Genomic DNA, 23,083 nt, shown 5'->3' on the forward strand with positions numbered 1-23,083 from the left:
TGCAGGGAAATCAGAAGGCGGTCAGGTAGTTGTCGATCTCCCACGCGGACACGGTGTTGTGCCAGGCGAAGAACTCGTCGCGTTTGAGGTCGGTGAAGTAGTCGCTGACGCCGGGGCCGACGGTGTCGAGCGCTCCGGTGAGCACCGGGTCGGCCGCGAGCGCTTCCATGGCGTGCAGCAGGGTCAGCGGCAGCGTGTCGCGGCGGTGGTCGCCGCCAGGGGCGCCGGGGTCGAGGGCGCGGTCGATGCCGTCGAGTCCGGCGGCGACGGTCGCGGCGATGGCGAGATACGGGTTGGCCGATCCGTCGCCGCCGCGCAACTCGACCCGGTTGTGGTCAGGGACGCGCAGGTAGTGCGTGCGGTCGTTGCCGCCGTAGGTGGCGTAGCGCGGCGACCAGGTCGCGCCGCTGCTGGTCGAGGTCGCGCCGATGCGCTTGTAGGAGTTGACGGTCGGCGCGATGACGCCCTGCAGCGCGCAGGCGTGTTCGAGGATGCCCGCGATGAACGAGTACGCGGTCGGCGAGAGACCGAGGCCGCGCGCGTCGTCGGCGGCGGGGAAGGTCGGGCCGTCGGAATTCCACAGCGACAGATGCAGATGCATGCCGGAACCGGTGCGGTCGGCGAACGGCTTCGGCATGAAAGTGGCTCGCATACCGCGCTTCTCGGCGATCACCGAGAGCAGGTAGCGCGCGGTGATCACCCGGTCGGCGGTGGTCATGGCGTCGGCGTAGGCGAAGTTCTGCTCGAACTGCCCGTTGGCGTCCTCGTGGTCGCTGGCGTAGTTGCCCCAGCCGAGGGTGTTCATGGCGGCCGAGATCTCGGTCAGGTGGTCGTACATGCGGGTGACGTCGCGGGCGTCGTAACAGGGCTGCCTGCTGGTGTCGGCGGCGTCGGCGGTGCGCAGCGCGCCGCCGGGGTCCCGCTCGACCAGGAAGTATTCGATCTCGGCGCCCACGTTCACGGTGAGACCGCGCGCGTCGGCGGTGCGCAGCACCGAGGCCAGGATGTTGCGCGGCGCGTACGGCCACGGTTCGCCGTTCACGTGCGGGTCGCAGTGCACCAGCGCGAGTCCGGGACGGACGAACGGGATGGGGGTGAAGGAGGCCGGGTCCGGGTAGGCGACGAGATCGGGGTCGGCGGGCCGCTGGCCCATGGCGCCCGCCGCGTAGCCCGCGAATCCCGCACCGTCGGAGACCAATTGGTCGATGGCTTCGACCGGGACCAGTTTCGCGCACGGCTTGCCCGCGAGGGTGACGAAAAGCGCGAGTAGGTAGCGGGTTCCGGTGGCCTTCGCCACGGCGGCGAGACTGCTCGATGTGGTGTCGGGGGCGTACGCGGTCGCGGTGTCGATGGCCATGTCGGGCTCCAAGGGAAAGGGTTGTGATGGACTACGTTGTGGATCAGCGCATTTCGCCCGCGCCGCGATAGGGATGCGGGCTGAGCAGCGGATCGTTCTCGGCGAAGCGGGACCAGCGGAAGTCGTGCGGGTCCACATTCGGCAGGTCGGTCTTGCCGTCCAGGATCAGGTCGGCTGCCAGTTTGCCGACCGCGGGCGAGATCTTGAATCCGTGACCGGAGAAACCCGCCGCCAGGAACAGGCCGTCGACCGGCGCGGGACCGATCACCGGGTTGTAATCGGGGGTCACGTCGTAGGCGCCGACGTAGGAACCGGTGATGCGCGGGTCGGGCATGTCGGGGAGTCGGTGGCCGAGTTCGGCGATCGCGGTGTCGATGGTGCTCTCGTCGGCCCGGTTCACATAGTCGTCCGGATCGATGTACTGCGGCACGCTGTGATCGGAATTGCCGTACAGGATCTCACCGTTCGGTTCCCGGCACAGGTACGACAGGCCCGCCAGATCGGACAGCACCGGTACCACCGGGGTCGGGGCGCCCTGGTCGACCAGAATCAGTTGGGCGCGCTGTGCCTTGATGTCGAGGTCGACGCCCGCGCCCGCCGCCAGCGCGGGTGTCCATGGGCCCGCGGCGAGAATCACGGTGTCGGCGTGGATCTCGGAGCCGTCGGCGAGGGTCACCCCGTACACCTCGCCGTCCGGCCTCGGCAGCAGTGCGCGCACCGGAGTGGACTGGCGGATGCGCACCCCGAGTCGGCGGGCGGCGGCGGCGAAGGCCATGCCGGTCAGATACGCCTCGCCGCGCCCGCCCAACGGCTCGTAGGCGAAGGCGGCGAAATCCTCCAGGTGCAGTCCTGGCCAGAGCGCGGCGACGGTGTCGTGGTCGACCAGGTCGACCTCGATGCCGAGATCGCGCATCATCGCGACATTGGCGTGCAGCGGCTCCACATTGTCCGCGCCGACTCCGACTACGTAGCCGCACTGCTGGAAGCCCATGTCGTCGCCGAAGAGCTCGGTGGCGCGCGTGAAGACGTCGATTCCGTACCGGGACATGGCCGCCAGCGACGGCACGCCGTAGTGGCAGCGCACCACGCCGCTGGACTTGCCGGTCATGCCCGAGCACAGGGTGTCGCGTTCGAGCACGACGATGTCGGTGTCGCCGCGGTCGGCGAGTGACCAGGCGATGGCCAGACCTTCCAGGCCGCCGCCGACGATCACGCGGCTGTGGGTTTCGATCACGGGCCGTCCTCGCTCCGGTGTTTCATGTGGTGACTCGATGTCATTTGCTATGAAACTCTGATGATATGACGATGCTGTTACGCGATGGTCAGCGCTTGATGACGTCAGCTGCGGTAGATCGACTCCTTTGGGTCGCTCTGCCGTCGTTTTCGGAGGTATCCGCATGCGTGGCCGGTGAGCTCGTACTTCCATGAAAGTTTCATATGGCTACTCAACGTTTCATCTAAAGTGAAACCGATCGGTTGGCTACGTGGGGTTGACATGGATGTGCGGGCAGCGTTCGTGTCGACCCGGACGAATCGGGCGGCATTAACAGGAATGTCACCGACGGGTCGCCATCGGCAACGTGGCGGGCCGTCTACTGGAACGGATGCCGTCCACTCTCGGGAGACAGCGATTCGCGGCGGCAGACAATGTAGACAATCAAGATCGATGAGGGAAGATCTATGACGGAAGCGATCGCCGCGGCTAATGCCGCGTGGATATTGGCGGCATTCGCCGCCGTGAGCCTGATGGTGCCCGGCCTCGCCATGTTCTACGGCGGCATGGTCAGCATCAAGAACACCCTGAACATGGCCATGATGACCTTCGGCGCGTTCGCGGTGGTCGGCGTGCTGTGGATCATCTTCGGATACTCGGCGGTACTCGGCGATTCACTCGGCGGCATCGGCCTGCTCGGCGACCCGCTCGAATTCTTCGGCTCCAGCCAATTGCTCACCGCGCCTGCCGAACCCGCGCTGCCGCCCGCGCTGGTCTCCGGATTCCAGATGCTGTTCGCCTGTATCACGGTCGCGCTGATCTCCGGCGCGGTCGCGGACCGGATGAAATTCGGCGCGTGGATGCTGTTCGCGGGCGTGTGGGCGACCCTGGTGTACTTCCCGGTCGCGCACTGGGTCTTCGCCTTCGACTCCGCCGACGGCTCGGTGGTCGGCGGCTGGATCGCCAACAACCTCAAGGCCATCGACTTCGCGGGCGGCACCGCGGTGCACGTGAACGCCGGAATCGCGGCGCTGGCCTTGGTGCTCGTGCTCGGCAAGCGCTCGGTGTTCCCGAACGCGCCACGCCCGCACAACCTTCCGCTGACCGTGCTCGGCGCGGGCATCCTGTTCTTCGGCTGGTTCGGATTCAACGGCGGCTCCGCGCTCGCGGCGGGCAACAGCGCATCGGTGGTCATCCTGAACACCGTCGCGGCCGCCGCCGCGGGCATCTGCGCGTGGCTGCTCGTGGAGAAGTTCCGCGAGGGGCGCTCCACTTCGCTGGGCGCGGCGTCGGGCCTGATCGCGGCGCTGGTCGGGATCACCCCCGCCTGCGGTGCGGTCGCCCCGATCGGCGCGCTCGCCATCGGCGCGATCTGCGGCGCCGTGTGCTGCTTCGCGGTCTCGCTGAAATACCGCTTCGGCGTCGATGATTCGCTGGACGTGGTCGGCATCCACCTGGTCGGCGGCATCCTCGGCACCGTGCTCATCGGCCTGCTCGCCGATCCGGACGCGCCCAACGCCGCGGCCGGGCTGTTCTACGGCGGCGGCGTCGATGTGCTGTGGCGGCAGACGGTCGCGGTGCTGGCCGTATTCGCCTACACCTTCGTGGTGACGTTGCTGATCGCCACGGTGATCGGCAAGACCATGGGGCTGCGCGTCACCGAGGAGCACGAACTCGAGGGCCTCGACACCGCCACTCACGGCGAATCCGCCTACATCATGGAGACCGTGGTCATCGCGTCCAAGGTGACGACGCCGGAGGAGGCCGTCGAGGCCGCCGAGACCATCACCGCGAGCGCGGCGCGTGCCGGAGTCGCCGAATAGCTCAGCGGTACCGATGGAGCAGGGCCGGTCGAGCGGGACGCCACCCCCGCCTCGGCCGGCTCCTGTGCGTCTCAGTGCTCTTCGTGGTTGTCCGGGTAGGCGGTCACCGCGAGGAAACGGATCGGCAGCCGGACCAGTTCGTTCGGCCCGTGGATCCCCTCGCCGTCCAGCAGCAGTGAATCACCTGGCCGCAGTGTGTATTCGGCGTCGCCGTGGCCGTAGACCATGACGCCTTCGAGCATGTAGAGCAATTCGGTGCCCGCGTGCTGGAAACGCGGGAACACCTCGCTGGCGTTGGTGAGGGTCACCAGTACCGGTTCGAGCCGTTTGTGTTGTCCCCGAAGCGAACCGAGCAATTCGTAGTGGTGCCCGACCCTGGTGCCGCGCCCCACGATCACCGCGCCGTTGCCCGCGGGCACGTACACCGCCTCGCGCGCGGTGTCCGCTCCGCGGAACAGCGAGGTCACCGGAACATCGAGGCCTGCGGCGAGTCTGGCCAGCGTGGACAGGCTGCACGAGGTCTGCGCGTTCTCGATCTTGGACAGCATGGCCTTGGAAATGCCCACCTTGGCGGCCATTTCGCCGACCGAGAGTCCGCTCGCCCTGCGCAGTGCGCGCACCTGTCGCGCGATGGCGGCCTCCAGATCGCCCGCGGTGGCCGCCTCGCCGATCACCTCGCGTTGCACCGGAGCGGGATCGCCGGTGTCGCGGTGGATCTGCTGGGTGTGCGTCGAATCCGGCATCATCCGATTCTAGCCGGGGTTTCCTGGCAGTGGACGACACGCGGTGCGGATCGAAGCTCAGCAGCTCATCTCGGAACCGGGCTCGGCCGCGGGCAGGTCGGTGTGACCGCCAGCGAGCCTGACATCGATGCCCTTGTCGGTCACCTTGATCTCACTCGGCTTCAAGCCCATCGGATAACTCTGCAAGGACTGCGAGAACACGTCGACGATGCCCTGTACGAGATCGGTCGGCAGACCGATGCCGAGCAACTGCGCCGATTTGGTCTCCACCGTCACGACGCCGTTGCGCACCTGCGGCTGCACCTGTAACTGCGCGACCCCGCCGAGCACGTCCAAGGTCAACATGCCGGTGGTGGAGGACGATTTCACGCCGCTGACCAGGCCGCCGAGAGTCTCGGCGATCCCCTCGTTGCTCCAGGTCACCTCGGCCGAGGAACTGCCGACGGTGCCGCCGCCCTTCCCGCCGTCCTTCATCTCCAGATCGTGGAACTCGGCGTGCACGACCATGCCGACCGCGGGGCCGAACTTGTCGCCCTCGCTGTCCACCGTGACGGCGGACACCTTGCCGTCGATCCAGCTCACCAGCAGCGGCTTGGCGCCGAAGCCGACATCGATCGTCGACCCCATCTCCTGCTCGAACTGCTTGCTTATGCAGTCGGCCATCCGATTTCTCGCGTAGGCCTCGCCGCCGATCAGGGCGCCCGCGAGCAGGGTCGCGACCACGGCTAGCGCGATCACCAGTGTGCGTCGGCTTACCTTCGCGGTGACGGGGGGCTTCGTAGTCATGGGAAAGATTCTTCCCCATGATTCTGTGCCTGCTCTGTGCCGCGAGTGAGGGGCTCGTTTGTGACTTGCGGCACAGGTATGGGTAGTAGCCTTTACCCATGGCTGGCGAGGCGGCGGGCCGCGAGGACACACTCGAGCACGGTTGGCGGGTGCTGCGACGACTCGCGGGGCGACACGCGGGCTTCTTCACCACCCGCCAGGTCCTGCGCACCGGATGCGAGACGAAAGTGCGCGCCGGACTCGGTGAAGGCAGCGTCACCAGGGCGGGCGTCGGGCTGCTTCGCCTCGCCGAATGGCCCGACGGGCCGCTCGATGAATACGCCATGTGGGCGGCCTGGTTCGACGGGGCGGCCGCGGTCTCCCATCAGAGCGCCGCCGAATTGCACGGCATCGGGCGGCTGCGCCCGCACTTCCTGCACATGTCGGTCGGTAAAGGACGTCCGCCCGTCACGCCGCGGCTCGTGGTGCTGCGTCGCCCGCTGGCGGGGATCGACGTCGAATCGGCCGGGCCGTTTCTGGTCACCACGCCCGTGCGGACCGTCCTCGACCTCGCCGAATCCGATATCGGGCAGCTCGCGCTCAACGAAGTCGTCGCCGACGCGCTCGCTATCCGTCGCTGCGACGACGACGAAATCCAGTCCGCTAGTACGCGATCCACGCCGCGGGCCGCCGAACGACTACGGCGGGCGCTCACCGCGCTGTAGGACCGGTGGGCGCCACGCACGACCATGGCACCGATAGGACGCAATCACGCATGCGTCTGCGATACCGGCGCACCGGAAAGCCTTCCGCGCGAAGCTGATCCGCTGCCGCCCGCCAGCGGGCGCGAGGTCCGAACGGCGCCAGCGGTGCGGCCCGCGCCCACGCTCTGTCGGCGGCCGACAACAACGTGTTGACCGGTTCGCCCGGCACGTTTCGGTGGATCAATGCCTTCGGTAAGCGCTCGGCGATATCCGACGGGCGCTCGACTGTGAACGGGTCCCATGCCAGCGTCAGCGACAACGGGCCCGAACGGTCCAGCAACACCCAGGCGCATCGACGGCCGAGTTCGTCGCAGGTGCCGTCGACCAGCAAACCCCCAGCAGTCAGATTCGACGACACCGTGGCCCAGGCCCCCGCCACCGCCTCCTCCGGGTACTGCCGCAGCACGTTGAAGGCGCGGACCAGGACCGGGTGCAGGCCCGCCAATTCGAATCCGCCGCGGGCGAACACCACACCGTCGCGGGCCGGGACCACGCGGGCCGGATCGATCTCGAGGCCGACCACACGGACATCAGGGCGCACCGCGCGCAGACGCATGGCCAACTCGAGCGTCGTCCACGGGCTGGCACCGTAACCCAGGTCGACCACCAGCGGATCGGGGGCCGCCGACAAACGCGCGCGGACCAGGTCGTCATGGACCAGCCAGCGGTCGCTGCGGCGCAGCCGGTTCACGCCCGTCGTGCCTCGGGTGACGACACCGAGCGGCTTGGTCAAGCGGTCGGGTTTCGGGCTTCCAGCCAACGCACCGTCTCTTCGGTCTCGGCGCGGAACAAGTCGACCAAGTTCACCAGCATCAACTGTTCCAAGCGGGGGCCGACCATGGGGATGTACACCTTCGCTTCCGACGAGAAGCGCATCGTGCAGCCTGTTTCGGTGGGGAATAGGCGGATCTTGCCGCCAAGACTGCCCGGGCCCGCCGGGATCGAGGCCGAGAACTTGCCGGTTGTTTCCGCACCGTCGAACGGGGACCAGGATTCCTTGCGGGTGATGATCATGTCCTTGCGCATCACCGTTTGGGCTATCTCCGGGAGCATGTCCCTGGGGAGGGTGTGGTGGAGGACTACCTCTATGCCGGAGTCGGTTACCTCGACGCTCGCCACCTCGTTGCCCGGGGTGTATTTGCGCATTTCGGCGACTCTGGCTTCCCAGTATTCGCGGGTGGACAGCGCCTCGTAGAGCTCCTTGGTGGTGTGGAGGGGGTAGCGAGCTGAGTAGTCCAATCGGCGTGCCATGGGGGGTAATTATGGCTGGTGGGGGGTTGGGTGGGGTGGGGGCGGGGGGATTTTGGAGGTTTGCCCAACCCCCGGGGCGCATCAGGCTCCCCGAACCCAACCCATCGACACCCCGACAAGCCGGGGTGGGTCAGGGTTTGTCGCTGAGCCAGGTGTTGGTGAATTCTTCTTCGGCTCGCAGGAGGTTGGTGAGGTGTTCTTGGATCGCCGACTCGATCTTGCCGCCGAAGAGGGGGATTTTGACTTCGATGGTTCCGGCTACGGTGGCGGTGGCCGAGCCTGCGTCGCCGGTGAGGGTCACGGTTCCTCGGACTTCGGCGGGGGCGCCGTCTACCTGGGCTTCGAAGGTGGCGGTGTCGGCGGTCCAGGATTCGGTGCGGGGGATGATCAGGTCGCCGGGGCGGACGGCGGTGATGGCGGGGGGCAGGAGGTCGGCGGCGATGGCTTGGACCATTTCCGCGTGTACTCGGTCGCCTTCGATCGTCACCTGCTGCAGGCGGGCGTTGGGGCCGCCCACTTCGGCGATACGGTCTTTCCAGTACTGCTCGTCGGCGATGGCGGCGCGTACCGATTCGAGGGAATGGGTGTAGTGGGCCGTGTACGCCAAGGGTGTAGCCATGGTCGGACAGGCTACCGTCTGAAGGGTGCGAACCTCTCGGGCGGTGTCGACGGACACCCTGCGTGATCTGCTGGTCGACACCGGCGCGACGGTGCGTTTCGCGGTGCCGCTGGCGGAACTGACGACGCTGCGGGTCGGTGGGCCCGCGACGGTGGCCTACTGCGCCTCCACCGAGGCGCTGGTGGCCACGGTGCGCGCCCTCGACTCGGCGGGTGTCGCGGCGCTGATCGTGGCGGGCGGGTCGAATCTGCTGATCGGTGACGCGGGCTTCGACGGGGTTGTGGTCAAGGTCGCCAACGAGGGGGTCGAGATCGGGGCGGACGGGGTGGTGGCCGAGGCGGGGGCGTCCTGGGACGCGGTGGTCGCGGCGACCGTCGCGGCGGGGTTCGGCGGGTTGGAATGTCTGTCGGGGATACCGGGGTCGGCGGGGGCGACGCCGGTGCAGAACGTGGGCGCTTACGGGGTCGAGGTGGCCGGTCTGCTGCGGCGGGTGCGGCTGCTCGACCGCGCGGACGGCACGATCCGGTGGGTGGACCCCGCCGAACTCGGATTCGGGTATCGCACGAGCGTGCTCAAACATCGCGACGACGCGGTGGTGCTCGCCGTCGACTTCGCGCTCGACCCGTCGGGGCACAGTGCGCCGCTGCGCTACGGCGAACTCGCGAGAGCGCTGGACGCCGCCGACGGCGACACCCGCCCGGCCGCCGCGGTGCGCGCCGAGGTGCTGCGCCTGCGAGCGGGCAAGGGCATGGTGCTCGACGACGCCGATCACGACACCTGGAGCGCGGGTTCTTTCTTCACCAATCCCGTGGTGTCCGCGGACCGCGCCGAGCGGGTGCGCGCCGCGATTACCGCCCATGTGGGTGAGGTCACGATCCCGACCTATCCCGACCCGGACGGGGTGAAGTTCTCGGCGGGCTGGCTCATCGAACGCGCCGGATTCGCGAAAGGGTTCCCCGGCGGGTCCGCGCGGGCCACCCTGTCCACGAAACACACGCTGGCGCTGACCAATCGCGGCGGTGCGAGCGCCGAGGAACTGGTGGCGTTGGCGCGGACCGTGCGCGACGGGGTGGCCGAGCGGTTCGGCGTGCTGTTGGAACCCGAGCCGGTGACGGTCGGTATCACACTGTGACCCGCTGATCCCCACGAATGAGACCGACACGATCCGCGCTGACCGGCGCGTTCGTCTGGCGCGCGTAAATTCGTAGGACGTGAGCAACGGTCAGGGGATAGGTAGACCGGTCGCCGTGGTGACGGCCATCGTTCTCGTCGTGGTCGCGCTGGTCGCCGGATGCACGGTCGACGGCGGCAGCGGCGGCGAACAGCGGCGCGAAGCGGAGCCGGTCGCGAAGGTCGAGATGAACCCGGCGGCGGACGCGACGAAGGTCAGTCCGGTGGCGCCGATCTCGGTGACGGTGTCCGACGGCGTCATCGATCAGATCGCGCTGACCAACGCGGCGGGCAAACAGGTCGCGGGCGAACTCGCCGCCGACAAGCGCAGCTACCGGATCACCGAACCGCTCGGCTACGACGCCGCCTACACCTGGTCGGGCACCGCCGTCGGCACCGACCGCAAACCGGTCCCGATCGACGGCCGGTTCACCACGGTCGCCCCGGTCGCGACCGCACCCGCGACGGTCAATATCGGCGATGGGCAGGAGGTCGGCATCGCCGCGCCGATCATCCTCCAGTTCAAGGGTTCGGTCACGAACAAGGCCGCTGTCGAGAAGGCGCTCACGGTCACCACCGATCCGCCGACCGAGGGCGCGTGGGCCTGGTTCCCGGACGACAACGGCGGCGCGCGGGCGCATTGGCGGCCGCGGAACTACTGGACTCCCGGCACCACCGTGCACGTGGCGGCGAAACTGTACGGACTCGACCTCGGCGGTGGGCGATACGGCGACTCCGACCTGACCACCGATTTCCGCATCGGGCGCAGCCAGATCGTGAAGGCCGAGGCGCCGAGCCACCGCATGCGGGTGGTCCGCGACGGGCAGACCATCTTCGATTTCGCGGTCAGCTACGGCGAGGGCAACGAAGCGCGCAATGTGACGCGCACCGGCGTGCACGTGGTCACCGAGAAGTACGAGGACTTCCTGATGTCGAATCCGCCGTTCTACACCAACGTTCGCGAGCGCTGGGCCGTGCGCATCTCCAACAACGGCGAATTCATACACGCCAACCCGGAATCGCTGTCCGCGCAAGGCTCGGCCAACGTCACCAACGGCTGCATCAACCTCTCGCCGTCCGACGCCCAGCAGTACTTCCCGACCGCCCTCTACGGCGACCCCGTCGAGGTCACCGGCACCTCTATCCCGCTGTCCGCGGCCGACGGCGACCTCTACGACTGGACCATCGACTGGGACACCTGGAAGTCGATGTCGGCGGACGACGGCTCGTCCGCCCCGGTGGTCTCGGCCACCCCGGTGCCGCCACGCGCACCGGGCGCCCGCTGACGAATTCCGCTCGTCCGCCCCGATCGCCACGGCAAGCGAACCTCGGTCGCGACCGTTGTCGGTGCGGGCGGTGACAGCGACCGCACGCCACGCATCGGAGTGGGAACGGGCAGGTTTCCTAGCTTCGACTGCGCACGGGGATCTCGTCGGCCGCTCGCGAGTCCGCGCGGCCGGAGTCGGCGTTCGCGCTCGCATCGCTTCCGGTGTCGATCGAACCGGCTCCCCGCGCGTCCGAGTTCGCGCTCGCCTCCGCCTCGGCGACCGCGGTCGCCGTGCTCTCCTGTCCGGTGGCCTGTTTCGCGAGCAGGTCGCGGATCTCGATGAGCAGTTCGGTTTGCGTCGGCTCGGCCGCCTTGGTGGTGCCGAAGCGGTTGGTGAGGGTCTTCATCGGCAGGAGCAGCACGAAGTAGAGCACCGCGGCGATCATGGCGAAGTTCAGCAGGGCGGTGATGATCGGGCCGACTTCGACGAAGGTCGCCGGTTTGCTCGGCACCAGGTGGAAGCCGAGGCCGAGTTCGCCACTGGTGCCGAAGACCGCTAGCAGCGGGTTGATGATGCCCTTGGTGACCGAGGTCACCACGGCGGTGAAGGCGGTGCCCATGACCACCGCGACCGCGAGGTCGATGACATTGCCTCGCATCAGGAAATCTTTGAAACCCTTGAACACCGCTGAAACTCCCATCCGGTTCGTATGCGTCCTGTTCGGGATGCCCGGATTCAGGATCGCCTAGCGAAGCGTCCCGGGTCGGCCTGATCGCGTGGTTTGACGATGATCTGGTCGAGATTCACGTGCGGCGGCCGCGAGGCCACGAATCCGACGATCTCGGCGATGTCCTCGGCGACCAGCGGGTCGATGCCGTCGTAGACCTTGGCGGCGCGTTCGGCGTCGCCGCCGAAGCGCACCAGCGAGAATTCGGTCTCCACCGCGCCGGGCGCGATCTCGGTGAGCCGCACCGGCTTTCCGAGCAGTTCGCCGCGCAGCGTGCGATGCAGCACCGCCTGTGCGTGTTTGGCGGAGGTGTAGCCGGAGCCGTTGTCGTAGGCGTGGAAGGCCGCGACCGAGGTGATGGTGACGATGAGCCCGTCACCGGAGGCGATCAGGCGCGGCAGCAGCGCCTTGGTGACTCGCAGCGTGCCGAGGACGTTGGTCTCCCACATCCAGCGCCAGTCGTCGAGGTCGGCGTCGGCGACGCTGGCTGTGCCTTTCGCGCCGCCCGCGTTGTTGACAAGCACGTCCACCGATTCGAGCGCGCCCGCGAACTCGGCCACCGAAGCGTCGGAGGTGACGTCGAGTTCGAGTGCGGTGCCGCCGATCTCGTCGGCCAGCGCCTTCAGCCGGTCGAGTCGCCGGGCGCCGACGTAGACGTGGTAGCCCTGGCTCGCGAGGTGCCTCGCGGTGGCTTCGCCGATGCCCGAACTGGCTCCGGTGACGACAGCGGTGCGTTTGCTCATGCCGCGATACTAGGTGCGGCGGTACGCGGATGCTGTTGCCCCCGTCACCGCTACCCTCGGTGACGTGGCACTTCGGGAAACGATCAGCGCGGACGGAACCGGTATCGCCTATCGGGTGACGGGGCGCCCGGACGCGCGGCCTCTGGTTCTGGTCCACGGTTGGGCCGCCGACCTGCGGTGCTGGGGTGGGGCCGCGGACGCGTTGGCGCGGCGCTACCGGGTGATCGCGGTCGATCTGCGCGGGCACGGATATTCCGGTGCGCCCGAGTCGGGGTACGACGATCCGAAGAACTGGGCCGCCGATATCGCCGCGGTGCTCGCGGCGGAGGGTGTGACCACCGGCGCGGTGCTGCTCGGCTGGTCCTACGGCGGCATCGTGGTATCGGACTATCTCGCCGCGCACGGTACGGGTGCGGTCGCCGGTGTGGTGTTCACGGGGTCGATGGCCAATATCGGCCGCGATGTGCCGGGGGCGTTGACCGGTGTCGCGTTGACGCGGGCCATGCCGGGTGTTTTCGAGGAGCGCGCGGGTCGCGCGGCGCGGGCGTTCGCGGAGTTCGGCGACGCCAATACCGGGCCGGGGGAGCGCGGCGTCGACGCGCAGCGGTTCTACGGCGCGAGCCTGGCGACCCCGCCGCGGGTGCGCAAGGCGCTGTTCTACCGGACGGTCGACAACTCCGACATGCTGCGCGCGCTGGATGTGCCGGTGCTGGTGTTGCACGGCACCGACGATCCGGTGGTGCCGGTGGAGAACGGCCGCTACATCCTGGCGACCGTGCCGGACGGGCGCGGTTCGTTCTGGGACGGGGCGAAACACGGCCTCTTCATCGAGGACGAAGCACGATTCGTCGCAGCGTGCGCCGAATTCATCGATTCGCTATAACCGCTGGTCGAACACTTCTTCGAGGAGTGGAGTATCGGAGGGTGAGCGATATCACGCGTATCCTGTGATGGCTGTCACTTGGCCGCCCGTGGTTGCGGGAGGGGTGGGCGCACCGTGCACTATGGATGTGTGAGTCAACGCCCGGATTTACGGCCCGAACGGATCGCCGTGCTATCGGTGCACACCTCACCCCTCGCCCAACCGGGCACCGGCGACGCGGGCGGAATGAACGTGTACGTGCTGCAAACGGCCGTACAGCTGGCCCGTCGCGGCATCGAAGTCGAGATCTTCACCCGCGCGACCGCGTCGAATCTGCCGCCCGTCCAAGAGGCGGCGCCCGGCGTGCTCGTGCGCAATGTTGTCGCCGGCCCATTCGAGGGTCTGGACAAACAGGATCTGCCAACGCAGCTGTGCACCTTCGCGGGCGAGGTGCTGCGCCAGGAGGCGCGGCAGCAGCCGGGTCACTACGACCTCGTGCATTCGCACTACTGGCTGTCCGGCCAGGTCGGCTGGCTGGCCAGGGACCGCTGGCGGGTGCCGCTCGTGCACACCGCGCACACGCTCGCCGCGGTCAAGAACGCCGCGCTCGCCGAAGGCGACTCCCCGGAACCGCTGACCCGCGAGATCGGGGAGAAGCAGGTCATCGCCGAATCCGACCGCATGATCGCCAACACCGCCGAAGAGGCGCGGCAACTGGTCGAGATGTACGGCGCGCGGCCGGACCGCATCGATGTGGTGCCGCCGGGCGCAGACCTCGCGCGCTACCGGCCCGGCGACAAAGCCGCCGCCCGCGCGCTGTTCGGGCTCGATCCCCGCGAACGCGTCGTCGCCTTCGTCGGGCGCATCCAACCGCTCAAGGCCCCCGACGTGCTGGTGCGCGCCGCCGCCGAATTGCTGCGCGCGCCCGACGCCGAGCGGGCCGGGCGGCTGCGGGTGCTGATCGTCGGCGGGCCGTCCGGCACCGGCCTCGACCGCCCCGACGCGCTCATCCACCTCGCCGCCGAACTCGGCATCGCCGACCGCGTCACCTTCCTGCCGCCGCAGCCGCCGCAGCGGCTCGTCCAGGTGTATCGGGCCGCCGACCTGGTCGCGGTGCCGAGCTACAACGAATCCTTCGGGCTGGTCGCCATCGAGGCGCAGGCCAGCGGAACCCCGGTGCTGGCCGCCGACGTCGGCGGACTCGGCACCGCGGTGCGCCACGGCGAGACCGGCCTGCTGGTCCCCGGCCACCGCATCGCCGACTGGGCCGCGGCCATGGGTGATCTGCTCGGTGATCCGGAACGCTTGCGTCGCATGGCGATCCGCGCCGTCGACCATGCCGCCAAGTTCTCCTGGGAGCACACGGCCGACGGCCTGCTCGCCGGGTATTCCTCGGCCATGGCCGAATTCGACGCGCACCGGCGGCGCGCCGTCGTGCTCGACGGACCGTACGGTGTTCCGCGTGTGGATCCGCGCGACCGGGTACCCGGCGAACGCGCGAGCCTCGCAGGCCAGGTGCGCGCGTCGACCGGATACCCGTCGCTGCGGCGGCGCCGGATGGGAATACCCCGCTGACATGGAGCCGCGACTATGACACCGACACCGGAGACGCCCGCCCCCGATATCGCGCGGGTGATCGACGAGACGCTGAGCGATCGCGAAATCGAGTACACCCGACCGAGCGACGACGTGTTCGTCGTCGTGCTGCCGGGCGAACGCAAACTGAAGACCACGCTCATGCTCACCGTCGGCAAGCACGGCGTGCGCGTCGAATCGTTCGTGTGCCGCAAGCCCGACGAGAATTTCGAGGGCGTCTACAAATTCCTGCTGCGCCGCAACCGCAGGCTCTACGGGGTGGCCTACACGCTGGACCGCGTCGGGGACATCTACCTGGTTGGCCGCGTCGCCGCGCACGCGGTCACCACCGACGAACTCGACCGGATCTTCGGGCAGGTGCTGGAAGCGGTGGACGCCGACTTCAATGTCCTGCTCGAACTCGGCTTCGCGGAATCCATTCGCAAGGAATGGAAGTGGCGGGTCTCGCGCGGCGAGTCGCTGAACAATCTGCGCGCCTTCGAACATCTGGTGGACGCCGAGGACAAACCCTGACCTCACCGCGTTCGAGCCGACCCGGCTGAAGCGATGAGGCCACCCGACTGAGCCGATGAGGCCGACCCGGCCGCGTGACAGGGTTACTCAACCGTTACCGTTCCCCTCCGTTATGAATGTCAGGGGACCGCGAATTCGTCGCGGTCCCGGATCTTTCGACGCTGGGGGTTGGAGATATGACGGCGCTCGCACTGGACATCGGGGCGACGAAGATGGCTGTCGGGCTGGTCGGCCCGGATGGCGTCACCCACGAGGTTGGGCGCATCCAGGTGCCCGAGGCGGGGGTGTGGGAGGCGTGCGCCGGGCTGCTGCGCGCCGCCGCGAACGGGGCCGAGATCGAGGTCGTCGGCATCGGGGCGTGCGGTCCGGTCGACGCGCCCGCCGGCGTGATGCAGCCGCTCAATATCCCGGAATGGGCCGACGGGTTCCCGATCGTGCCCGCCGTGCGCGAACTGTTTCCGAGCGCCTCGGTGCGGTTCGCGATCGACGGTGTGTGTCTGGCGTTGGCGGAGCGGCATTTCGGCGCGGCGCGGGAGACGCCGGACGCGCTGGCCATGACGGTGTCCTCCGGTATCGGCGGCGGTGTGATCGTCGGCGGCATGGTCGCGGTCGGGCACACCGGGAACGCGGGCCATATCGGACACGTGGTGGTGCCCGGCTCGACCGACCCGTGCGCGTGCGGCGGCGTCGGCTGTGTCGAGGCCATCGCCAGCGGCCCTTCCTCGGTGCGCTGGGCGCGTGAGCGCGGCTGGGAGGGGACGACCGGCAAGGAACTGGCCGAGGCGGCCAACGAGGGTGACCGGATCGCCAAGGCCGCCCTGCGCCGGGCCGGTATCGCGCTCGGCCAGGCGATCGCGTCGGCGGCCGCGCTGCTCGATGTCGACCTGGTCGTGGTCGGCGGCGGCTTCGCGCAAGCCGGTGAGCCGCTGTGGCGTCCGATGCAGGAGGCGCTCGGGGCGCACGCGCGCATCGGATTCCTGCGCGATCTCCAAGTGGTGCCATCCGAGCTCGGCGAGCACGCAACGCTGGTCGGCGCCGGACTGCTGACCGCGCTGTCGAACGGGGGCTGACGGCGGTCTCGGTCGAGCCGGTGTGCGGTACGTCGCTCGAGCGGCGTACCGGATTCCGTGTCGTGCCAGAATGGGCCGCATGACGTACACCCTCGTGCTGCTGCGCCACGGCGAGAGCGAATGGAACGCCCTCAATCTGTTCACCGGCTGGGTCGATGTGCATCTGACCGACAAGGGCATCGCGGAGGGCAAACGGGCGGGCGAGCTACTCGCCGAGCGCGGCATCCTGCCGGATATCGTCTACACCTCGCTGCTGCGCCGCGCCATCGGCACCGCGAATCTCGCGCTCGACGCCGCCGATCGGCACTGGATTCCGGTGGTGCGCGACTGGCGGCTCAACGAGCGGCACTACGGCGCGTTGCAGGGCAAGAACAAGGCGCAGGTCCGCGACCAGTACGGCGACGACCAGTTCATGCTGTGGCGGCGCAGCTACGACACCCCGCCGCCGCTGATCGATCCCGCGGACGAGTACAGCCAGGACGCCGACCCCAGGTACGCCGATATCGAGGTGCCGCGCACCGAATGCCTGCTCGACGTGGTCAAGCGCATGGTGCCGTACTGGGAGTCGACGATCTCGAAGGATCTGCTGGCGGGCAAGACGGTACTGGTCGCCGCGCACGGCAATTCGCTGCGCGCGCTGGTCAAGCACCTGGACGGGATCTCCGACGAGGACATCGCGGGCCTGAACATTCCCACCGGCATCCCGCTGCGGTACGAGCTGGACGAGCAGTTGCGTCCGGTGCGTCCGGCCGAGTACCTCGATCCCGAGGCCGCGGCGGCGGGCGCGGCCGCGGTCGCGAATCAGGGCGGCGGTAAGTAGCCGTTCCGGGCTCTTCCGCCGCGAACGCCGGAGTTGGTCGCTCGAACAGTTCTTGATCTACCAGCGAGTAGGTTTAGGTATGCTTCTCGGCATTCTCATGTTCGAGAGGTGGATCACGTCCGATGAAGTACGCGTTTCGCGCCGCGGTGGCCTCGGTCGCCGCCGCCATGCTCGTTCCACTGCTGAGTACCGGCGCCGCCGCCGCACCCGTCTCCACCGGACCCGACGGCGGCGCGGCGGGCGCGGCGTGGACGGCGACCGAGGACGCTGTCCAGCCGTATCCGAGGGTGTTCATCGAATGGGACGTGCCCATCACGATGAGCGACGGAACGGTGTTGAAGGGCAATGTCTATCGCCCCGCCGACGCCTCGGGCCGCCCGGTCGACGTGCCGACCCCGACGGTGGTCAACCTCACCCCGTACACGAAGTTGGTGTCGAATCTCGCCGACCACGCGCAGTCCATCCCCGGACTCTCCGACGCGCTGATCGACCTGCTGCGCCGCTTCGACCTCACCGGCACCCCGCTGTCCGGCCTCACCGACCTGACCAAGGCGTTCGGCGGCGGCGAACTGCGCAATTTCTCCGTCGACCGCCAGTTGATCCAGGGCGGTTACACCCAGGTCGTCGTCGACGTGCGCGGCACGGGCTTCTCGCAGGGCGAGTGGGATCTGCTGCGCGACCGCGAACAGCAGGACACCGTCGAGGTGATCGACTGGGCTTCGCGACAGCCGTGGTCGAACGGGCGCATCGGGATGAGCGGGCTGTCCTACTCCGCGATCAACCAGGTACAGGCCGCCGCGAAACAGCCGCCCGCGCTGCAGGCCATCTTCCCGGTGGTACCGGGCAGCGATCTGGTCAACGACGTGCTCGCGCCCGGCGGCGGTTTCGGCTTCAGCTTCATCCCGCTGTGGCTGACCTCCATCAACACCCTGAAATGGGTGCCGGATCTGCAGTCCGTCGTCACCGGACAGTTCGACTGGCAGTGGCTGGCCGATCGCTCGGCGTCCCCGCTGACCTTCATGGACGTCTTCCTCAACGCCTACACCTCGACCCGTTTCCAGGACGCGGACCCGCGACTGATGGAACTGCTCAACGATTCCAGCGATGCGCGGCAGCAATATCTGAGCGATCCGAGCGCGATTCGCGTGCCGACCTTCGTGGTCGGCGGCTGGCACGACCTGTTCACCTATTCCGAATCCAAGATCTACAACGAGATTCCGCTGCCGCCCGGCCACAAACAGTTGTTGATGGGCAATACCTACCACCTGAATTCCGGCAACGAGTACGGCAAGCCGGGTCTCCCGCCGCGCATCGATGTGCTCCAGCGCGCCTGGTTCGACAGGTGGCTCAAGGACATCGACAACGGCATCGACGGGTACGGCCCGGTGACCCTGCGTCAACAGGGCGGCGGCTGGGTCAGCGCCTCGGGTTTCGGTGATTCGGCGACCGGCGACGAGGTCGCGACGCACCGCAGGATGTACCTGTCGGCCGCGCGCAGCGGCACCGCGGCAGGCTTGTACGACGGATCGCTCTCGGCGACACCGGTTTCCGGCGACGCCCAGTTGACCGTCGCGCCGGGGTTGACCAACCTGTGCTCCAACGACGCGGCCCAGGGCAGCGCGGGCCTGCTCTCGATCATCGACGGCTGCGCGAAGGATTCTCGGATCGCCGAGACGAACGCGCTCACCTTCACCAGCGCGCCGGTGACCGCGGATACCGCCGTCTCCGGTCCGATCGCGGTGCGTCTCAACACCGTTCAGGACGCCGCCGACGGGTACTGGACGGTGACCGTCAACGACGTCGCGCCCGACGGGCAGTCCACCGTGTTGTCCTCCGGCCAGTTGATGGCCTCGCTGCGCGCGATCGACGAGGCGAACAGCACCCGCTCGGCCGACGGCGACTACACCGACCCAAGGCCCTTCACCTCGCTGGACACGCGGCAGCCGACCGTGCCCGGCGAACCGACCGTGCTCGATATCGCCCTGACCGCGACCGAAGCCGTGCTCCGCCCGGGACACCGGTTGCGCGTCGACGTTTTCGCGGGCAACTTCCCGAAGGGACTTCCGGTACTGCCGATGCTCGTCGACACCGGTCTGCGGCCGCAGCATCTGCGACTGGATCCGAGCGAGCCGAGCTTCGTGAACATACCGCTGCGTGGTAACCCGGGCTGGTGATCCGCGCCGGGCGCGCGAGGGTTCGCGCGCCGGGATTCCCTGCCTACTGTCCGGTCGGATTTCGGCTGCCGCGCACGACTTTCGCGGTGGCCGATTTCCGCTTTCAACGGGGATGGATTCGGAGTCGCATCGGTATGTAAAACAGTTCGTAAACGGGCGGCTAACGGCCTTGGAAGTGGTCGTGACCTGCGCGAAACTTCCTGTACCCCCCGTTGGGTAGTCGGTCCCCGACCGTACGATTCAGGAGTGAGCGTTCCGCAGGCCGTGTTGTTGGCAGTCGTCGCGGCTGTCGTCGGCCTGGCAGTCGGCGGGCTACTGATTCCGTATGTGAACGCCCGCCAGGCCGCCCGCCGCCAAGCCGACTCGGGGCTGACCATGTCGCAGGTGCTCGACCTCATCGTGCTCGCCTCCGAGAGCGGAATCGCGGTCGTCGACGAATACCGCGATGTGCTCTTGGTTAACCCGCGCGCCGAGGAATTGGGCCTGGTCCGCAACCGCCTGCTCGACGAGCGCGCCTGGGCCGCGGTGGAGAAGGTGCTCGCCTCAGGGGAGTCCGCCGAATTCGACCTCACCGCCAAGAATCCGCTGCCGGGCCGGAGTCGGATCGCGGTGCGCGGCGTCGCCCGACCGCTCTCGCCCGAGGAGACCACCTTCACGGTGCTGTTCGCCGACGACGACTCCGAACAGGCGCGGATGGAGGCCACCCGCCGCGATTTCGTCGCCAATGTCAGCCACGAACTCAAGACCCCGGTCGGCGCGATGAGCCTGCTCGCCGAGGCGTTGCTGGAATCGGCCGACGACCCGGAGGCCGTGCGGCACTTCGGCAATCGGGTCCTCGACGAATCCCGGCGGCTCGGCAAGATGGTCACCGAACTGATCGCGCTGTCGCGGCTGCAGGGCGCGGAGAAACTGCCCGAACTCGAGGTGGTCGACGTCGACACCGTCGTGATGCAGGCCGTCGACCGGTCGCGCACCGCGGCCGAGGCGGCGGGCATCACGGTCAGCACCGACCGGCCGAGCGGGCTGGAGGTACTCGGTGACGAGACCCTGCTCGTCACCGCGCTGTCCAACCTGGTCGAGAACGCGATCGCCTATTCGCCCGCGGGTTCGCACGTGTCGGTGAGCCGGTCGCTGCGCGGCGACCACGTCGCGATGGCGGTCACCGACCGCGGCATCGGCATCGCCAAGGAAGACCAGGAGCGGGTGTTCGAACGATTCTTCCGCTCCGACAAGGCGCGCTCGCGCTCCACCGGCGGCACCGGCCTCGGACTGGCTATCGTCAAACACGTGGCGGCCAACCACAACGGTGAGATCACCCTGTGGAGCAAGCTCGGCACCGGATCCACGTTCACCCTGCGAATACCCGCGCACCGCGAGTCCGACGGCGAAGAAGACGCCGACGGCGTCGTGGTGAGCATGAGAGAAATCAGCCCGCGTCCTTCGGGGGCGGGCAGACCCAACGGTGTGGAGGCACGCAGATGACCAGTGTTCTGATCGTCGAGGATGAGGAGTCGTTGGCCGATCCGCTCGCGTTCCTGCTGCGCAAGGAGGGCTTCGAGGTCACGGTGGTCGGCGACGGGCCGTCCGCGCTCGCCGAATTCGACCGTTCGGGCGCCGATATCGTGCTGCTCGATCTCATGCTGCCCGGCATGAGCGGCACCGACGTGTGCAAGCAGTTGCGCACCCGCAGCGGCGTGCCGGTGATCATGGTCACCGCGCGTGACAGCGAGATCGACAAGGTGGTCGGCCTGGAACTCGGCGCCGACGACTATGTCACCAAGCCGTATTCGGCCCGCGAGCTGATCGCGCGCATCCGTGCCGTGTTGCGCCGCGGCGCGGGCGACGAGATCGACGGCACCAACGAGAGCGGCGTGCTCGAGGCCGGGCCGGTGCGGATGGACGTGGACCGGCATACGGTACTCGTCAACGGCAAGCCGGTGACCTTGCCGCTCAAGGAGTTCGACCTGCTCGAGTACCTGCTCCGCAATTCGGGCCGGGTGCTGACCCGAGGCCAGCTCATCGACCGCGTGTGGGGTGCGGACTACGTTGGCGACACCAAGACCCTCGACGTGCACGTCAAACGGTTGCGTTCGAAGATCGAGGCCGATCCGGCGAAGCCGGAGCACCTGGTCACCGTGCGCGGTCTGGGATACAAGCTCGAGGCGTGAGCTGCGAGGGGCCGCGTCCGCACCGGCGGCGCGGCCCTCGTCGGCTCAGCCGAAGTGGTCGGCTCAGGGGAAGTAGGTCCAGGCGGGGCCGATACCGGGGACATCGACGAGCTGCAGGGTGATCCAGCCGAGGTCGTCTTCCTGCATGCACGCGTAGATCGGCACGTCGGCGCCGTTGCCGCGGCAGGCGATGGTGTGGTTGACGCCGTAGGGGCTCACGATGACGTTCTTGCCCTGGGCCTTGGCGTTCAGCGCGCTCGGATCGAGCCCGGAGACGAAGGTCGCGGTGAAGTCCGCGTACTTGGCGGGATCGCCGTTGGGCTCAGCGTGCGCGACGCCGGTCAGTGCGAAGGTGGAGCCGAGTGCGATTGCTGCGAGAGTGAACGCTTTCTTCATGACCGAGCATCCAACCCGAAGTCGGTGAAGTTCGCATGGCGAGCAGGTGTCCGCAGGGGTTTACTCAAAGTTTTCGGACCGGCCATCCGCTTCGGACGCGGTGCGATCGGCTGTCGAATCGCCTGCTCGTGAGCAAACCCACAGCGGGGTGTTCAGGCGGGCGTCGCGTTCGGCCGCGATTGCTCGGCATTGCGCTCGGCGTGCACCGTCGCCGGATGGACTGCGACGATGCCGAGCCCTTCCCGCCGCTTGCAGTATCGCGCCAGCTCCGCGTACGCGGGCTCACCGAGCAGTTCGGTCAGTTCGGGACCGTAGGACTGCCACACCGGGCGCTCGCCGACGTGCGCGTCCGGTGAACCCGTGCAGTACCAGTCCAGGTCGAGGCCGCCGGGACCCCAGCCGCGTCGGTCGTATTCGGTGATCACGGTGCGCAGGATCTGCACGCCGTCCGGGCGGTCCACCCATTCCTGGGTGCGCCGGATGGGCAACTGCCAGCAGACATCGGGTTTCACGGTGTGCGGGAGCAGGCCGCGCCGCAGCGCCATCGTGTGCAGGGCGCAGCCGACGCCGCCCGCGAAACCGGGACGATTCAGGAAGACGCAGGCGCCTTCGAAGCGGCGGGTGCGCAACGCGGGCTCGTCCTCGAGTTCGTCGAGCTCCAGATAGCCCTTGCGGGTGATCCGGCCCTTGGCGTTGGTGGCCTCGTCCATCAGCTGCCAGTCCTCGGGTGTGAGCATTCCCACAGCATCCGCGAGGCGATCTCGGTCGTCTTTGTCGGACAGGAAAGCGCCGTGTGAACAGCAGCCGTCGTCCGGGCGATCGGACAGGATGCCCTGGCAGCTCGGCGTGCCGAAGACGCAGGTCCAGTGCGAAAGCAGCCAGGTGAGGTCGGCGGCGATCAAATGCTCGTCATTAGCTGGATCGGTGAACTCGATCCACTCGCGCGGGAAGTCGAGATCGACCTCGGGACTCGGATCGATCTTCCCCGCTGGTAAGGGGCGGGTCGCGCTCACGGTTTCGCCGCGTTCGGTCACACTTCGA

The 23,083-nt window shown here is 68.2% G+C and carries 23 protein-coding genes; 12 read left to right on the forward strand and 11 right to left on the reverse strand.

Annotated elements, in window-relative coordinates; genetic code table 11:
- Positions 1-10: 10 nt before the first annotated feature.
- Together glnT and IT779_RS18615 are read right to left on the reverse strand one after the other, a co-directional pair.
- Positions 11-1,357, reverse strand: a complete 1,347-nt coding sequence (gene glnT / locus IT779_RS18610) for a type III glutamate--ammonia ligase (RefSeq protein WP_196150613.1) — start codon at positions 1,355-1,357, stop codon at positions 11-13.
- A gap of 43 nt (positions 1,358-1,400) precedes the next feature.
- Positions 1,401-2,591 carry an NAD(P)/FAD-dependent oxidoreductase gene (locus IT779_RS18615; RefSeq protein WP_196150614.1) on the reverse strand — a complete coding sequence of 397 codons (1,191 nt, stop codon included), beginning with the start codon at positions 2,589-2,591 and terminating at the stop codon, positions 1,401-1,403.
- Between the two features lie 446 nt (positions 2,592-3,037).
- On the opposite strand from IT779_RS18615, the gene IT779_RS18620 reads away from it, so the two are divergent.
- The gene (locus tag IT779_RS18620; RefSeq protein ID WP_196150615.1) at positions 3,038-4,393 is read left to right on the forward strand and encodes an ammonium transporter; all 1,356 of its coding nucleotides are present in this window, start codon (positions 3,038-3,040) and stop codon (positions 4,391-4,393) included.
- Positions 4,394-4,464: 71 nt separating this feature from the next.
- Here the strand turns inward: IT779_RS18620 and IT779_RS18625 are convergent, their stop codons facing one another.
- Positions 4,465-5,136, reverse strand: coding sequence for a helix-turn-helix domain-containing protein (locus IT779_RS18625; RefSeq protein WP_196150616.1), 672 nt, complete (start codon positions 5,134-5,136; stop codon positions 4,465-4,467).
- 57 nt (positions 5,137-5,193) lie between these two features.
- Entirely contained in the window at positions 5,194-5,922 is a 729-nt protein-coding gene (locus tag IT779_RS18630; RefSeq protein ID WP_196150617.1) for an LmeA family phospholipid-binding protein, read from the reverse strand.
- 98 nt (positions 5,923-6,020) lie between these two features.
- On the opposite strand from IT779_RS18630, the gene IT779_RS18635 reads away from it, so the two are divergent.
- Positions 6,021-6,626, forward strand: a complete 606-nt coding sequence (locus IT779_RS18635; protein ID WP_196150618.1) for a type IV toxin-antitoxin system AbiEi family antitoxin domain-containing protein — start codon at positions 6,021-6,023, stop codon at positions 6,624-6,626.
- On the opposite strand, the gene IT779_RS18640 is transcribed toward IT779_RS18635, so the two are convergent.
- From IT779_RS18640 to IT779_RS18650, 3 genes are all read right to left on the reverse strand, one after another.
- Complete coding sequence (locus tag IT779_RS18640; protein WP_196150619.1) at positions 6,613-7,398, reverse strand: class I SAM-dependent methyltransferase; 786 nt, start codon at positions 7,396-7,398, stop codon at positions 6,613-6,615. The two genes, IT779_RS18635 and IT779_RS18640, sit on opposite strands and share 14 nt — an antisense overlap.
- Positions 7,395-7,916: a DUF2505 domain-containing protein gene (locus tag IT779_RS18645; protein WP_196150620.1), complete on the reverse strand. Its 522-nt coding sequence runs from the start codon at positions 7,914-7,916 to the stop codon at positions 7,395-7,397. The genes IT779_RS18640 and IT779_RS18645 overlap by 4 nt, the downstream gene beginning before the upstream one ends.
- A 130-nt stretch (positions 7,917-8,046) precedes the next feature.
- Positions 8,047-8,535 (reverse strand): DUF2505 domain-containing protein, encoded by a 489-nt coding sequence (locus IT779_RS18650; protein WP_196150621.1) that lies wholly within the window; start codon positions 8,533-8,535, stop codon positions 8,047-8,049.
- 43 nt (positions 8,536-8,578) lie between these two features.
- Between IT779_RS18650 and IT779_RS18655 the strand changes: the two genes are divergently transcribed.
- Together IT779_RS18655 and IT779_RS18660 are read left to right on the forward strand one after the other, a co-directional pair.
- The gene (locus IT779_RS18655) at positions 8,579-9,667 is read left to right on the forward strand and encodes a UDP-N-acetylmuramate dehydrogenase (protein WP_408637772.1); all 1,089 of its coding nucleotides are present in this window, start codon (positions 8,579-8,581) and stop codon (positions 9,665-9,667) included.
- Positions 9,668-9,746: 79 nt separating this feature from the next.
- Complete coding sequence (locus IT779_RS18660) at positions 9,747-10,991, forward strand: L,D-transpeptidase (RefSeq protein ID WP_196150622.1); 1,245 nt, start codon at positions 9,747-9,749, stop codon at positions 10,989-10,991.
- A 118-nt stretch (positions 10,992-11,109) separates the two neighbouring features.
- Here the strand turns inward: IT779_RS18660 and mscL are convergent, their stop codons facing one another.
- Both mscL and IT779_RS18670 read right to left on the reverse strand, forming a co-directional pair.
- Positions 11,110-11,673 carry a large conductance mechanosensitive channel protein MscL gene (mscL, locus tag IT779_RS18665; protein WP_198428660.1) on the reverse strand — a complete coding sequence of 188 codons (564 nt, stop codon included), beginning with the start codon at positions 11,671-11,673 and terminating at the stop codon, positions 11,110-11,112.
- A gap of 35 nt (positions 11,674-11,708) precedes the next feature.
- Positions 11,709-12,443, reverse strand: coding sequence for an SDR family NAD(P)-dependent oxidoreductase (locus tag IT779_RS18670; RefSeq protein WP_196150623.1), 735 nt, complete (start codon positions 12,441-12,443; stop codon positions 11,709-11,711).
- 64 nt (positions 12,444-12,507) lie between these two features.
- Between IT779_RS18670 and IT779_RS18675 the strand changes: the two genes are divergently transcribed.
- The 8 genes from IT779_RS18675 (at position 12,508) to IT779_RS18710 (ending at position 21,646) form a co-directional block, all read left to right on the forward strand.
- A complete protein-coding gene (locus IT779_RS18675; RefSeq protein ID WP_196150624.1) occupies positions 12,508-13,326 on the forward strand; it encodes an alpha/beta fold hydrolase in 819 nt (272 codons plus the stop codon).
- 129 nt (positions 13,327-13,455) lie between these two features.
- Positions 13,456-14,880, forward strand: a complete 1,425-nt coding sequence (mshA, locus tag IT779_RS18680) for a D-inositol-3-phosphate glycosyltransferase (protein ID WP_196150625.1) — start codon at positions 13,456-13,458, stop codon at positions 14,878-14,880.
- A 15-nt stretch (positions 14,881-14,895) separates the two neighbouring features.
- Positions 14,896-15,414 (forward strand): type III secretion system chaperone family protein, encoded by a 519-nt coding sequence (locus tag IT779_RS18685; RefSeq protein WP_196150626.1) that lies wholly within the window; start codon positions 14,896-14,898, stop codon positions 15,412-15,414.
- A gap of 176 nt (positions 15,415-15,590) precedes the next feature.
- On the forward strand, positions 15,591-16,484 hold the full coding sequence (locus IT779_RS18690) for an ROK family protein (RefSeq protein ID WP_196150627.1): 894 nt from the start codon (positions 15,591-15,593) through the stop codon (positions 16,482-16,484).
- 79 nt (positions 16,485-16,563) lie between these two features.
- Positions 16,564-17,304: a phosphoglyceromutase gene (locus IT779_RS18695; protein WP_196150628.1), complete on the forward strand. Its 741-nt coding sequence runs from the start codon at positions 16,564-16,566 to the stop codon at positions 17,302-17,304.
- Positions 17,305-17,426: 122 nt separating this feature from the next.
- Positions 17,427-19,478, forward strand: a complete 2,052-nt coding sequence (locus IT779_RS18700; RefSeq protein WP_196150629.1) for a CocE/NonD family hydrolase — start codon at positions 17,427-17,429, stop codon at positions 19,476-19,478.
- 246 nt (positions 19,479-19,724) lie between these two features.
- Positions 19,725-20,960 carry a sensor histidine kinase gene (locus IT779_RS18705; RefSeq protein ID WP_196150630.1) on the forward strand — a complete coding sequence of 412 codons (1,236 nt, stop codon included), beginning with the start codon at positions 19,725-19,727 and terminating at the stop codon, positions 20,958-20,960.
- Positions 20,957-21,646, forward strand: a complete 690-nt coding sequence (locus tag IT779_RS18710; RefSeq protein ID WP_196150631.1) for a response regulator transcription factor — start codon at positions 20,957-20,959, stop codon at positions 21,644-21,646. Before IT779_RS18705 ends, IT779_RS18710 begins: the two co-directional genes overlap by 4 nt.
- Before the next feature lie 63 nt (positions 21,647-21,709).
- Here IT779_RS18710 and IT779_RS18715 read toward each other — a convergent pair whose 3' ends face one another.
- Positions 21,710-22,042 carry a hypothetical protein gene (locus IT779_RS18715; protein WP_196150632.1) on the reverse strand — a complete coding sequence of 111 codons (333 nt, stop codon included), beginning with the start codon at positions 22,040-22,042 and terminating at the stop codon, positions 21,710-21,712.
- A 152-nt stretch (positions 22,043-22,194) separates the two neighbouring features.
- Positions 22,195-23,022 carry a hypothetical protein gene (locus IT779_RS18720; protein ID WP_196150811.1) on the reverse strand — a complete coding sequence of 276 codons (828 nt, stop codon included), beginning with the start codon at positions 23,020-23,022 and terminating at the stop codon, positions 22,195-22,197.
- Positions 23,023-23,083 lie beyond the last annotated feature (61 nt).

Source organism: Nocardia bovistercoris, from assembly GCF_015674855.1.
GTDB classification, from domain to species: Bacteria; Actinomycetota; Actinomycetes; order Mycobacteriales; family Mycobacteriaceae; genus Nocardia; species Nocardia bovistercoris.